At 41.4% G+C, this 12,470-nt stretch carries 14 protein-coding genes; 11 read left to right on the top strand and 3 right to left on the bottom strand.

The window, feature by feature from the left end; all coding sequences use genetic code 11:
* Position 1 precedes the first annotated feature (1 nt).
* Positions 2–418, top strand: coding sequence for a DUF423 domain-containing protein (locus AC0L46_RS06515; RefSeq protein WP_414681264.1), 417 nt, complete (start codon positions 2–4; stop codon positions 416–418).
* 174 nt (positions 419–592) lie between these two features.
* Positions 593–1,321 (top strand): tRNA (guanosine(46)-N7)-methyltransferase TrmB, encoded by a 729-nt coding sequence (gene trmB / locus AC0L46_RS06510; RefSeq protein ID WP_473506688.1) that lies wholly within the window; start codon positions 593–595, stop codon positions 1,319–1,321.
* Positions 1,322–1,392: 71 nt separating this feature from the next.
* On the opposite strand, the gene AC0L46_RS06505 is transcribed toward trmB, so the two are convergent.
* Positions 1,393–1,800: an H-NS histone family protein gene (locus tag AC0L46_RS06505; RefSeq protein ID WP_317002585.1), complete on the bottom strand. Its 408-nt coding sequence runs from the start codon at positions 1,798–1,800 to the stop codon at positions 1,393–1,395.
* 360 nt (positions 1,801–2,160) lie between these two features.
* Between AC0L46_RS06505 and AC0L46_RS06500 the strand changes: the two genes are divergently transcribed.
* The gene (locus tag AC0L46_RS06500) at positions 2,161–2,826 is read left to right on the top strand and encodes a Tex-like N-terminal domain-containing protein (protein WP_473506686.1); all 666 of its coding nucleotides are present in this window, start codon (positions 2,161–2,163) and stop codon (positions 2,824–2,826) included.
* Complete coding sequence (locus tag AC0L46_RS06495; protein ID WP_473506684.1) at positions 2,724–4,322, top strand: helix-hairpin-helix domain-containing protein; 1,599 nt, start codon at positions 2,724–2,726, stop codon at positions 4,320–4,322. Before AC0L46_RS06500 ends, AC0L46_RS06495 begins: the two co-directional genes overlap by 103 nt.
* Positions 4,323–4,411: 89 nt before the next feature.
* Here the strand turns inward: AC0L46_RS06495 and AC0L46_RS06490 are convergent, their stop codons facing one another.
* Positions 4,412–5,011, bottom strand: coding sequence for an FMN-dependent NADH-azoreductase (locus AC0L46_RS06490; RefSeq protein WP_473506682.1), 600 nt, complete (start codon positions 5,009–5,011; stop codon positions 4,412–4,414).
* 166 nt (positions 5,012–5,177) lie between these two features.
* Here AC0L46_RS06490 and AC0L46_RS06485 point away from each other — a divergent pair, with 166 nt between their 5' ends.
* The 5 genes from AC0L46_RS06485 to hepT all read left to right on the top strand — a co-directional run bounded on the left by AC0L46_RS06485 (position 5,178) and on the right by hepT (position 10,456).
* Positions 5,178–6,095 (top strand): LysR family transcriptional regulator, encoded by a 918-nt coding sequence (locus tag AC0L46_RS06485; RefSeq protein WP_473506680.1) that lies wholly within the window; start codon positions 5,178–5,180, stop codon positions 6,093–6,095.
* Between the two features lie 188 nt (positions 6,096–6,283).
* A complete protein-coding gene (glmU, locus tag AC0L46_RS06480) occupies positions 6,284–7,645 on the top strand; it encodes a bifunctional UDP-N-acetylglucosamine diphosphorylase/glucosamine-1-phosphate N-acetyltransferase GlmU (protein ID WP_473506678.1) in 1,362 nt (453 codons plus the stop codon).
* Between the two features lie 114 nt (positions 7,646–7,759).
* Positions 7,760–9,586, top strand: coding sequence for a glutamine--fructose-6-phosphate transaminase (isomerizing) (glmS, locus tag AC0L46_RS06475; RefSeq protein WP_473506676.1), 1,827 nt, complete (start codon positions 7,760–7,762; stop codon positions 9,584–9,586).
* 29 nt (positions 9,587–9,615) lie between these two features.
* On the top strand, positions 9,616–10,017 hold the full coding sequence (mntA, locus tag AC0L46_RS06470; protein ID WP_473506674.1) for a type VII toxin-antitoxin system MntA family adenylyltransferase antitoxin: 402 nt from the start codon (positions 9,616–9,618) through the stop codon (positions 10,015–10,017).
* A gap of 10 nt (positions 10,018–10,027) precedes the next feature.
* Complete coding sequence (gene hepT / locus AC0L46_RS06465; protein WP_473506672.1) at positions 10,028–10,456, top strand: type VII toxin-antitoxin system HepT family RNase toxin; 429 nt, start codon at positions 10,028–10,030, stop codon at positions 10,454–10,456.
* 78 nt (positions 10,457–10,534) lie between these two features.
* On the opposite strand, the gene AC0L46_RS06460 is transcribed toward hepT, so the two are convergent.
* Complete coding sequence (locus AC0L46_RS06460; RefSeq protein ID WP_473506670.1) at positions 10,535–11,197, bottom strand: hypothetical protein; 663 nt, start codon at positions 11,195–11,197, stop codon at positions 10,535–10,537.
* 201 nt (positions 11,198–11,398) lie between these two features.
* Between AC0L46_RS06460 and AC0L46_RS06455 the strand changes: the two genes are divergently transcribed.
* Complete coding sequence (locus AC0L46_RS06455; RefSeq protein ID WP_347984019.1) at positions 11,399–11,734, top strand: cupin domain-containing protein; 336 nt, start codon at positions 11,399–11,401, stop codon at positions 11,732–11,734.
* A gap of 96 nt (positions 11,735–11,830) precedes the next feature.
* Positions 11,831–12,469, top strand: coding sequence for an RpiB/LacA/LacB family sugar-phosphate isomerase (locus tag AC0L46_RS06450; protein ID WP_473506667.1), 639 nt, complete (start codon positions 11,831–11,833; stop codon positions 12,467–12,469).
* Position 12,470 lies beyond the last annotated feature (1 nt).

The raw sequence follows: 12,470 nt of genomic DNA, 5'->3' as shown, positions 1-12,470 counted from the left end.
TATGTCGGCGCCTGAGTATCCATCTGTAGAAAAACATACCGCTACTTCTTATACAAAATGGTCCGCGGCATTTGCCTTCCAAGCCGCTCTTTCTGTCGCCGCAGGCGCTTTCGGCGCTCATGCTCTAGCAGATGCTTTGGACGCTAGCGCATTGGGCTGGTGGCATACAGGCAGCCAATATCTTATGTATCACGCCTTAGCAGGTTTAATCGCTTCCTCTCTGTTGCATTATTTACCTTCTCTCAAAACAATTTTACGCTTCTTCTTTGTGGGTAATATTTTATTCGCAGGAAGCTTATACATCATGTCGCTAACCGACTTTCGTATATTGGGGGCTGTCACGCCTTTGGGCGGAACCTGTTATGTGATTGCTTGGTTTTATTTAGTCTGGAGTCTATGGCGTTATAAAAAGCCGTAGAAGGTGTTTAACCTTCCTTAATGTGATGTAGACAAAGAAGGACAGGATTCAGTTTTTCAGGTAGGATAGCGCGCCAATTATTTAAACAATATAGACGAACAATCATCGATTAGGCCTAATAAGCAGTTAATTGCTTGGCTTATTAATAGAGAACAAACGAAGCGATACAAAAACATGTCAGAGCAAAAAACAGAAAGCCAAGAAGCGACCGAAAAAGAACCTTTTAAAAAACGTACTATCCGTAGTTTTGTTGTCCGCGGTGGTCGTATGACGGAAGGGCAGCAAAAAAACTATGACACGAATTGGGCTGTCTATGGTTTGGAACTTGAAAATGGTCGAGTTGATTATCTAGACGTATTTGGTCGTGAATCCGATGTGGTGATCGAAGTCGGTTTTGGTATGGGCGCGTCTTTGGTCGAAATGGCAAAAAATGCCCCAGAGAAAGACTTTATTGGTATCGAAGTGCATCCTCCTGGTGTTGCCAAATTAATGATGTTGGCTGCTGAAGAAGGCGTGACTAATCTTCGAGTTTACTGTGATGATGCTATTGAAGTAATGGCAAAATGTTTGCCTGAAAAAACGGCCAGTGGTTTTCAATTATTCTTTCCAGACCCTTGGCATAAGAAAAAGCACAACAAGCGTCGAATCGTTCAACCTTTGTTTGCTCAACAAGTAGCGGATGTATTAAAAGAAGGTGGTAGCTTTCATATGGCAACCGATTGGCAGCCTTATGCCGAGCACATGATGGAAGTGATGGAAGCACAAGCTAATTACACAAACGCAGCAGGGAAGGGAGAATATCACCCTCGCCCAGAATGGCGACCACTGACAAAGTTTGAACAGCGTGGTGAGCGTTTAGGGCACGGTGTTTGGGATTTGATTTATACAAAAAATATGAACTAAGAGTAGATCGTGAGATAAAAAAATGGCGCATTTAAATGCGCCATTTTTTATGCGAACAATAAAAGTGTGAATTATTTGATTTCAACACTCTTACGGCTATTGCCTGCGTTAAAGTATTCTTGGAATACTTTAGGAGTACGGCCACGGCCAGTCCATTCGTGTGTTTCGCCATCAACAACAAGACGGTATTTAGGTGCAACAGTTTTTCCTTTTGTAGCGCCTGCTTTCTTTGCTTTTGGAACGCTTAATAACGCTACTTCTTCCATTGTTAAACCGCTGCTTGCGATTAGCGCTGCAATTTCTTCTGCACGAGCTGATTTTGCTGCTTGCTCCGCTGCTAGTGCTGCTTCTTCCGCTTTTGCTTTTTCTAGCGCATTTGTAAAACCTTCAATTAGGTTTTCAAGTTGTGGAATAGTTAGTTCTTTAGCGGCCGCTCGAGCTTTTGCTTTGTTGCCAGCTAACTCTAATAATAAACTCATTGATTTCTCCTAGTTATCTTTAAAATGGGTACTACCCTGCACCGAAGAGATCCCTTATGCTCAGTAAAAAGTGTTAAAATTCAACCCTAAAACTTTTTTAACCGATTGTATAAAACGGTAGTATTCAGGCAAGAGCTTATAAGTCAGACAAATTAAATATTGTCTGTTGGTTATAATATGAACTCTTAATTTTGAAAGATACTTAAATTACTATCAGTGCATTTTAGTATGATTTTATAATGTTGCATGACATTATGGTTTTTCATAATTCCATTAAATAATTCTAATGAAAAAAATCTTAACATGCTAATGAAAAAATGTGTTTTAAACGCCATAAAAGTGTAAACAATAGGACAATTAATGGATGCTATATCAAAAGAACTGAGTACCGATTTTTCCATTTCAATGAAATACAGTGACAACATCATTCAATTATTTGAGGAAGGATCAACGGTTCCTTTCATCGCCAGATACAGAAAAGAAAGTACTGGTGGCATGAGTGATATGGATTTACGTTCTTTTTATGATAAATGGCAATATCTTGTTGAATTAAATAAGCGCAAAGAAAGTATTCTTGGCTTATTAGTAAAAGAATCTTCTGTATCAGAACAGATAAAACAAAAAATCCGAAATGCGAAAACAAAAAATGAATTAGAAGATTTATACGCACCTTTCAAGAAAACCCGAAAAAGTAAAGCGGATGATGCTAAGGATAAAGGGTTGTACCCTTTGGCATTGGCTATTTGGTCTGGAGACTATACAGACAGCACATCTGCGGTGCAGGCATGGCTACGTAAGCATAATGTGAATATAACACCTGAAGCCGCTTTAGAAGGTGTTGTTGAAATATTGAGCGAAGCAGTTTCAAGTGATAGTGAGGTTTTAAAGCAAGGTAGAATCGAGCTTTTAAACAATGGGCAATTATGCAGCCGAGTTTTACGAGGAAAAAAGAGCAGGGCGAAAAATACCGAGATTACTTTGAATATCAAGAACCTGTCAAAAAAGTACCAGATCATAGGGTTTTAGCATTACTTCGCGGAAAGAAAGAAACCATATTAAAATTAAGCATTCATTTAATGGGTGAGGCAGGTTATCCAAGAAGCCTTGTTTTTCCTCATCTGAGTCAATTATTGGACTCGAATGCTCAAATATCCCACAACCTTAGCTCTGTTCAATGGCGTTATTTAAACATCATATGGGAGCATAAGCTCCTCGCCAAACTAGAAAGTGATGTATTAGCACAATTAAAAGAGAGAGCAGAAGAAGGCGCTATTCAAGTTTTTGCAAACAACCTTCAGGATTTATTAATGGCTGCGCCAGCAGGCGCTTTTCGAGTTCTAGGAATGGACCCAGGTTTTCGAAATGGTGTGAAACTAGCTGTTATCGATGAACAAGGTAACTTGTTAGATCACGGTGTTATTTACCCTCATGGGCCGCAAAATCGCACGCAAGAAGCGTGTGCATTATTAACCAAGCTTATTAAGCAGTACGAAATTGGCTGGGCCGCCATAGGCAACGGAACGGCATCTCGTGAAACAGAAACACTCATGAAAGAACTGATCGCACAGGCAGATTTAGATTGCCGAGCGATTGTGGTTAGTGAAGCGGGCGCGTCCGTGTATTCGGCCTCTCCCATTGCGATACAAGAGTTCCCTGATTTGGATGTCACTATTCGAGGAGCAATTTCCATTGCACGTCGCTTCCAAGACCCACTGGCTGAACTTGTTAAAATCGACCCACAAGCCATTGGTGTTGGACAATATCAGCATGATGTCAAAGCGACTCAACTTAGTAAGTCGTTAGGGAATGTCGTTGAGGACTGTGTAAACCGAGTTGGTGTGGATATTAACTTGGCGTCTGTGTCTTTGCTTTCTTATGTTTCAGGCTTAACGAATCGAATAGCGCAAAATATCGTGGACCATAGACAGCAAAAAGGCCGTATTGAGTCTCGGGCGGAATTACGAAAAATCAAAGGCATTGGCGATAAATGCTTCGAGCAGTGCGCGGGTTTTCTTCGTATTCTCAATGGCAAAGAGCCTCTCGATGAGTCTGGTGTGCACCCTGAGTCTTATCCATTAGTGCGAAATATGGCCGATCATCTCGCGTTAAAAGCCAACGAGTTACTAAACAACAGCGGCGCTTTGCAGCAGCTGAAACAGCTTGCTCCTAACTTCGCACAGGCAGGCGATTTCACCTATACAGACATCTTGAATGAACTGGCCAAGCCCGGTCGAGATCCGCGCCCTGAGTTTCGCTATGCGGCTTTTGATCAAAGCATACAGACACTTGAAGACCTGCAAGAAGGTATGACATTAGAAGGTGTGGTGACAAACGTGGCCGCATTTGGTGCCTTTGTGGATTTGGGGGTTCATCAAGATGGGCTTATTCACATATCTCAACTAGCTGATAGGTTTGTAAAAGACCCAAGAGACCTTGTACGTGTCGGTCAGGTCGTCAGTGTGACAGTGTTAGAAGTGGATGTAAGACGTAAACGTATCGGCCTAAAAGCCAACGGTTTATAAATTCACACAGGTTAGATGGTGAGGCAAGAAGGCAATCCAACGAGATACGAGACCTTGTTGGATTGCGCTTAATTTTATTAATGAAGCAGCTACGAGACAGTCAGTTCTGCTATTTGTGCTTTCGCTTTGTTAAACGCTTCTTCACCAACTTCGCCCATTGCTTGCCCGCCAGCAACAAACGTTTGTTTCACTTCAATACCTACAAAACCTAAAAACGTATTGAGGTAAGGAACTTGGTGATCCATTGGGGAATCTGTTAGGAAGCTGCCACTGGCAACAAATACATACGCATTTTTATTCAGCAAACCGATAGGGCCAGTTTCTGTATATTTAAACGTGCGGCCTGCACGAGCAATATAATCAAAGTATGATTTCAGGGTTGAAGGAATCCCGAAGTTATACATAGGTGCTGATATTGTCACAAGATCAGCTGATTCAATCTCGTCGATCAACTCATCACCTATCGCAACAATGGCTTTCTGTTCTTCAGAACGACTTTCTTCTGGAGTGAATAAAGCCCCCAAAGTTTCATTAGTGAAGTGAGGTAATGGGTTTGCATCCACATCGCGTGTCACGACTTTGCCATCTGGGTTGTTTTGTAACCATTTTTCAACAAATTCGTTTGCTAGCTGACGAGACTTTGAATTATCTCCAGAAGCGCTGGAATCAATACGTAATAAAGTAGCCATTAAAAATTCTCCGTAGCAGATGTGAGCTTGATCAGCTCGATGTTTTAAGATGTTTATATCCTATGATTAGTTTATTAGATAAAAAAGTGAATTTTTTAGAAGATAAGTATCGAAAAATACGATATTTTTAAAGAAGTCTTATGCCCGCGTCAGAAGGAAATAAACATTGAAAGCCCCTAGAGTTACATTGGAACAATGGCGAGTATTGCAGTCTGTCGTCGATAAAGGTGGTTTTGCTCAAGCGGCAGAGGCGTTGCATAAAAGCCAATCTTCTGTGAGTTACACGGTGGCAAAGCTGCAAGAGCAGTTAGGTTATCCTTTATTAAGCATTGAAGGCCGTAAAGCGCAGTTAACGGAAAGAGGCGAAGTATTGTTGCGTCGCTCTCGTCATTTGTTAAAAGAAGCTGTGGAATTAGAGCAGCTGGCTCATACGTTAGGGCAAGGTTGGGAGCCAGAGTTAGAGTTGGTAGTTGACCAAGTTTTCCCGACACCTGCGTTACTGCGCGCATTAAAAGCCTTTGAACCACAAAGCCAAGGTACTCAAGTACAGCTACGAGAGGTGGTGTTAAGCGGTGGAACGGAAGCTCTCACTCTTGGTAATCCTGACTTGGTGCTTAGTTCTATTGTTCCCAAAGGCTATCTTGCTGATCCTATTGTAGAAGTGGAAATGATGGCGGTGGCTTCTCCAGATCACCTTCTATTTCAAGAAGAAGGTCCAATTAATAACGAACGTTTAAGTCATGAATTGCAGCTTGTCATTAGAGATTCCGCCGTAGAGAGCTCAGTGGACGCTGGTTGGCTTGGCACTGAACGTCGTTGGACTGTGTCTAGCGTGCAATCGGCTCTGGAAATTGTCGTCAGTGGAATCGGCTTTGCTTGGTTGCCTAAGGCTGATATTTTCGATGAACTGAATAGCGGCAAATTAAAAAAGTTAGATCTTGTTTCAGGTGGTGATCGCAACTTTTATCTTTACGCTATTTTCGGAAAAGGTGAGCGCACAGGACCTGCTACAAGGTTGCTTGTCGATCTGTTACAAGCTGAATGTAATGTCTGTCCTAAACCAAGTGTTAGTGGTGGAATTTAGAAGATTCTTTCTGACAATTTTTTTACTTTCTGTCTTTGGAATGACTAAAAATCATCAGCTTATGAGGTTTTATGAAAAATTGTCATTTTTTTTGTGACAAGTTGGCTTGTGGTGTTTTGGCGAAAAAGATCTAATAGCGACTATTCTAATTTTCTTCTTATTTTCAAACGCCAACACAAGGACGTTTCATGACTCAGGACATAGTAATCCTCGCTGCCGGAAAGGGCAGTCGAATGAAATCACGCTTCTCAAAAGTACTTCATAAGATTGGCGGTGTACCTATGGTAAACCGCGTATTAGCCACAGCAAGTACCCTTACCAATGCAAAATTACATCTTGTTGTTGGTCATCAAGGTGAGCAGGTCGAAGCCAATTGTCAGGATTTTTCAGCCAATGTAGTCTGGCAAAATGATCCGCAAGGAACGGGTGACGCATTACGTCGCGTTGCGCCTTTTTTACAAGCAGACGGAGCGACTTTAACACTTTATGGCGATGTGCCTTTGATTCGCGCCAGCACTCTTGAAAAAATGTCGGCTTTGTCGACACCAAACACATTAGTTTTGCTTACCATTTCTTTGGATAATCCAACCGGTTATGGACGTATCGTGCGTGATGAAACTGACAAAGTAACCGCCATTGTTGAACAAAAAGACGCTTCAGAAAATGAATTAGCGATCAAAGAAGTTAATACTGGTATTTTGCTTGCTCCAAATAATCATTTACAAACTTGGTTGGCAGACTTAACCAACGATAATGCTCAAGGCGAATATTACCTAACTGATATTATTGCTATGGCAGCGCGAGATGGCGTCGAGATCGTTACGGTTAATCCAGAAAACGAAGCCGAAGTGGCAGGTGTAAACGATCGAGTGCAATTGGCGGCATTAGAACGTGAATTACAGAATCAACAAGCTGTTACCTTAATGCAAAATGGTGCGACTTTATTGGACCCATCTCGCATAGACGTACGAGGCGAATTAACCACAGGACAAGATGTCACCATAGACGTGAATTGTGTTTTTGAAGGCAAGGTTGTGTTGGGGAATGGCGTAGAAATTGGACCAAACTGCCACTTAAAAGATTGCTCCATTGGCGACAATACCATTATCAAAAGCAATACTTTAATTGATGAGAGCCAAGTTGGTGAAGCTTGTGACATTGGTCCATTCGCTCGTTTGCGTCCTGGCACCCAATTAGCGAACAAAGCCAAAATAGGCAACTTTGTTGAAACCAAAAAAGCGCTTATCGGCGAAGGTAGTAAGGTGAATCATCTGAGTTATATCGGTGACACAGAAATGGGTGCCAATGTAAACGTAGGGGCAGGAACCATTACTTGTAACTACGACGGGGTGAATAAACATCTGACCCAAGTGGCCGATAACGTCTTTATCGGTTCGAACACATCATTAGTCGCGCCAGTGAAGGTCGCTGAAGGTGCAACTATCGCGGCTGGCTCAACCATTACAAAAGCCGTTAGCGAGAAGCAATTAGCCTTCGCCAGAGCGCGCCAAACAAACAAAGATAATTGGCCTCGACCAGTTAAAAAATAAGACTCGAATAATAAAAGGGGTCAGATCCCTTAAATGAATACTATTAAATCAAATGAAAACTCTATTTTTTAAGGGATCTGACCCCTTTTTGTGAACTCAAAGAAGGATTCTCCCATGTGCGGAATAGTGGGTGCTATAGCGCGCCGTAATGTATCAAAGATTTTAATCGAAGGTCTTAGTCGTCTTGAATACCGTGGTTACGACTCATCAGGTGTGGCGATTAACAACGAGAATGGTGTTTTTTCACACCGAGCGGTTGGTAAAGTACAAGCTTTAAAAGATAAGTTTGCAGTACAGCCTTTAGATGGAAAAATCGGTATTGCTCATACCCGTTGGGCGACTCACGGCAAGCCAACAGAAGCCAATGCTCACCCTCACTTTTCGGGTGATGATCTTGCGTTAGTACACAACGGAATTATTGAAAACCACGAACCGTTGCGTCGCGAGCTTAAAGCAAAAGGCTATGAATTTAAGTCTGAAACGGATACGGAAGTGATCGTTCACCTTATTCATGATGCACTAAAAACAGAGTCAAGTTTGTTGAAAGCAGTTCAAGCTAGCTTGGAAAAGTTGGAAGGCGCATTTGCTATTGGTGTGGTGCAAAATGACGATAACGAGCGTTTTATTGCAGCACGAAAAGGTAGCCCGCTCGTTGTTGGTGTTGGTATTGAAGAGAACTTCGTCGCATCAGATCAGCTTGCATTGTTGCATGTGACAGACCAATTTATCTTCCTAGAAGAAGGTGATGTAGTTGATGTTACTCGTGATCAAGTCACCATTTATAACGACAAAGGCGAAGTGCAAGATCGTCCTGTTAGCGTGTTTAATCACAGTGTAGACGCTACAGATAAAGGCGAATTTCGTCATTACATGATGAAAGAAATCTACGAGCAACCAAAAGTTATCAGCGCTTGTTTGGAAGGTCGCATCAGTGAAAGTAAAGTATTAACCAGTTGCTTTGGTGCAGACTCTGCCTTTTTAAAAGACATAGAAAACGTCCATATCGTTGCTTGTGGTACCAGTTATCACGCTGGAATGGTGGCGAAATATTGGATCGAAGACCTTGCTGGATTGCCGTGCAGCGTCGAAGTGGCCAGCGAATATCGTTACCGTAAAGTAGCTGTACCAAAGAAAACCTTGTTTTTAACCTTGTCTCAATCGGGCGAAACGGCTGACACTCTAGCGGCCTTGCGCATGGCCAAAGAACTTGACTACTTGACCACATTAGCCATCTGTAACGTGCCGTCCAGTACGCTTGTGCGTGAGTCAGCACTTACTTTATTAACTAACGCAGGCCCAGAAATTGGCGTTGCTTCTACAAAGGCTTTCACCACACAGCTTACCGCTTTACTGATTACCAGTGTCGCGATTGCGGTTGAAAATGGTTTGTCCTCAGAGAAAGAAAAAGAATTGGTTCAAGCGATGCGCTCTCTTCCTGCTTATGTGAACGCAGCTTTAGCAGAAGATGCGCATATCAAAAAAGTTGCAGATCGCTTTGCCAACAAGCATAACGCCTTGTTTTTAGGGCGCGGAACCATGTTTCCAATTGCTCTGGAAGGCTCTTTGAAGTTAAAAGAAATTTCATATATCCATGCCGAAGCTTACCCAGCAGGAGAGCTAAAACATGGGCCGTTGGCCTTGGTTGATGAAAACATGCCAATTATCGCCCTTGTTCCTCATAACGATATGTTAGATAAGCTTAAATCTAACTTACAAGAAGTCGCAGCGCGCGGCGGTGAGTTATACGTATTCGCAGATAAAGGCACAGACCTTCATAGTGAAGACAACATTATCTTCACAGAAGTGCCAAAAGTTGACAGTATTTTGGAGCCAATTGTCCATACTATTCCGTTGCAGTTATTGTCTTATCATGTCGCTGTTGTGAAAGGTACAGACGTAGATCAGCCTAGAAATCTAGCGAAGTCTGTTACGGTAGAGTAGAGGCAGCATAAAAAATTGGGAATTTATAGTTGGACGAATTGAATAAAGAACCTGTTTTAATCGAGCTCATAAATCTTGCGTCTCGTGATCGTGATGTTGCTGCATTATGGTTATATGGTTCCCGTTCGAAGGGGACTTCCCATAAAAGCAGTGACTACGATCTGGCCGTGCTTTTTCTCAGCCGCGTAGACGATCCTCTAGAGCGTCGTTTACGCCCTGAACTGCTTGCATTGAGTTGGGCGAAAGAGCTTGAGTTAGAGGAGCGAGATATTAGTGTCATCGATATTCAAGTCGCCCCCGTCCCATTGGTCATGAATGCTATATCAGGAAAACTTCTATACTGTGGTGATCACAGTGCACGATATGTCGCAGAAGGCATTATTATGTCGAAAGCTGAATTAGACTATCTGCACCACTCAAAATATAACTAAGGCGATATTCATGGCAGATTCATATTATATTTCTTCAGTTCGTTCCAACGTACAAAACTATCAATGGGAACTCGAAGAGCTTAGTAAAATACTCCAAGAACGTAACTTATCGACCTTTGAATACCGAGCCTGTGAACGAAACCTTCAAGTCAGTATCGAAACCGCCATTGGGGTGGCCAAGCATTGGACTAAATCTATGACAGGTAGGAGTTCAGCAGAAGCCTATTTGTCTTTTGAACTACTTTCTCAGAACGGGCAACTGACATTAGACGAACTGATAAATTGGCACAAAGTCATCGGCTTAAGAAATGCACTGGTTCACGATTACCTAAACATAGACCCTGAAATCATCCGTTCCATTGTTTCAAACACCTACTTCACCGATATTTTCAGCTTCATTGAAAAAGGGCTTTCCGCTTTAGAAAAGCAAACACAGTAGGACGTTTGATTTAATGTAAATCAATTAAACAAAAAACATCAAACCTCTTTTATCATTAACACTGCAAAAGAGGCTTTTTTATCTCTGTTGATTTATCACGCTAATGGTGGCGTTCAAATCAATCTTATTTGTATTGTCTAAATCCATCTGGATAATTTCTGCATCAATCGATAATGGATTAATATCCATGATCTTTGTACTCAAGTTTTTGAGTTTATAGTTCAATGAATAACCTAGAATTAGCGTGGTTTCTAGCTGTGGTTTAGCTCTATTACCGGTATCACAGGACAGAGCGTAGCGATGGATTTCACCAAGGTGCATGTTAATTAGAATAGGTAAAGCTTCACATTCGTATACATCGTCTTTGAGTTTCGTTTTAGAGATAAAAATCTTCACAGGCTGAGCTTTAGATGAAGCTATCTTAATGGTGTTGTTCACTGTATCTGCATTGCTATTAATCCACTTTTGCGCACTTAAAATATTGTCTATGTAACTTGTCTTATTGTAAGAAATCTTTATGTAGGGTTTCTTAATCACCTTGTCGTTTGTGAGTTCAATGTACTTTGTCATCACAGAGTATTGGCTTAGAAGTGACTTCTCAATGGATTTTAGATCACTTAGTGGTAAAGAAAGGAGTTCTTGTTTGGATAACTTCAATGGCGTCACCGTGGCCATGGTTAAGTTTTGAGAGTGCAACTCCATATTAAAAAGTAGGGTGAGGAAAAAGAGTAAAGGTTTCATTTAATCGTCCTGTCTAAATAAAAATCAGCTTAATAATATCGTACTTTTGATAATGATTATCAGTGCTTTAGTGAGCTTTGAAAAAGTGTTTGAGAAATAGTCAATATGCCTCTGTAAGCCCCATTAAATCTTGAATGCTATTTTGGAGGCCTGTTATAGTATTATAGTATTAACATTAAATTCACAGGGTAAGTAATAATTATGTTTTCATTTAATAAAGACGTAGAACTTGAAGATTTGGGCGGCGGTTTATCACGTAAAGTGATGCAGTATTCTGAGAACATTATGACTGTAGAAGTTCACTTTGAAACAGGCACCGTTGCGCCAATGCACAACCATCCGCATGAGCAATTAACTTATGTTAAGTCTGGTAAATTCGAATTTACCGTTGGTGATGACACTCGACTTGTGCAAGAGGGTGACACCATCTACAAAGTGCCAAATATCATGCATGGCTGTAAGTGCATTGAAAAAGGTATATTGATTGATAACTTCACTCCAATGCGTAAAGATTTTCTAGAAACAAAAGGTTATTAGGATTTTTCTTTGTGCTTTCACGTGCAAAGGTCTTAAGATGACTTAGTAAATTATTTTTACCATCTCTCTAATAAACATAAAAACTCGGAGACAGTTATGAAAATCGCACTCATGATGGAAAATAGCCAGGCAGATAAAAATGCCGTGGTGTTAGAGCAACTTAATACAGTAGCGCTTCCTCTTAATCACGATGTTCACAATGTAGGAATGAGTGATAGTAATGATCACCACCTTACCTATATTCACTTGGGCATCATGGCAAGTATTTTACTGAACTCTAAAGCAGTAGATTTTGTCGTGGCAGGTTGTGGAACAGGACAAGGCGCAATGATGTCTTTAAATGTTCACCCTGGTGTTGTGTGCGGTTACTGTCTTGAACCTTCCGATGCTTTCTTGTTTAACCAAATTAATAACGGCAACGCTTTAGCTCTAGCCTTTGCAAAAGGCTACGGCTGGGGCGCCGAGCTAAATGTACGTTATATCTTTGAGAAAGCCTTCAGCGGCCCTCGTGGTGAAGGCTACCCTCAAGAACGTAAAGAACCGCAAGTTCGCAATGCGAGCATCCTTGATGATGTGAAAGCGGCTGTTATCAAAGAAAACTACCTAGATACATTAAAAACCATCGACCAAGAACTGGTTCGAACAGCGGTATCTGGTGAGCGTTTTCAACAATGCTTCTTTGAAAATAACCAAAGCCCAGAAATCGAAGCTTACGTTAAAAGCTTATTAGGTTAAC

The organism is Marinomonas sp. 15G6-16 (genome assembly GCF_055809555.1).
Note: the sequence above shows the minus strand (reverse complement) of the source record. Positions and strands in the feature narration are given on the sequence as shown.

What these genes read in the sequence shown, in the direction of transcription:
- AC0L46_RS06450 (WP_473506667.1), top strand. Translation starts at nt 11,831, where the DNA reads ATGAAAATCGCACTCATGATGGAAAATAGCCAGGCAGATAAAAATGCC.
- hepT (WP_473506672.1), top strand. Translation starts at nt 10,028, where the DNA reads ATGGCAGATTCATATTATATTTCTTCAGTTCGTTCCAACGTACAAAAC.
- trmB (WP_473506688.1), top strand. Translation starts at nt 593, where the DNA reads ATGTCAGAGCAAAAAACAGAAAGCCAAGAAGCGACCGAAAAAGAACCT.
- AC0L46_RS06495 (WP_473506684.1), top strand. Translation starts at nt 2,724, where the DNA reads ATGCAGCCGAGTTTTACGAGGAAAAAAGAGCAGGGCGAAAAATACCGA.
- glmU (WP_473506678.1), top strand. Translation starts at nt 6,284, where the DNA reads ATGACTCAGGACATAGTAATCCTCGCTGCCGGAAAGGGCAGTCGAATG.
- AC0L46_RS06460 (WP_473506670.1), bottom strand. Translation starts at nt 11,197, where the DNA reads ATGAAACCTTTACTCTTTTTCCTCACCCTACTTTTTAATATGGAGTTG.
- AC0L46_RS06490 (WP_473506682.1), bottom strand. Translation starts at nt 5,011, where the DNA reads ATGGCTACTTTATTACGTATTGATTCCAGCGCTTCTGGAGATAATTCA.
- AC0L46_RS06500 (WP_473506686.1), top strand. Translation starts at nt 2,161, where the DNA reads ATGGATGCTATATCAAAAGAACTGAGTACCGATTTTTCCATTTCAATG.
- glmS (WP_473506676.1), top strand. Translation starts at nt 7,760, where the DNA reads ATGTGCGGAATAGTGGGTGCTATAGCGCGCCGTAATGTATCAAAGATT.
- AC0L46_RS06455 (WP_347984019.1), top strand. Translation starts at nt 11,399, where the DNA reads ATGTTTTCATTTAATAAAGACGTAGAACTTGAAGATTTGGGCGGCGGT.
- AC0L46_RS06515 (WP_414681264.1), top strand. Translation starts at nt 2, where the DNA reads ATGTCGGCGCCTGAGTATCCATCTGTAGAAAAACATACCGCTACTTCT.
- AC0L46_RS06505 (WP_317002585.1), bottom strand. Translation starts at nt 1,800, where the DNA reads ATGAGTTTATTATTAGAGTTAGCTGGCAACAAAGCAAAAGCTCGAGCG.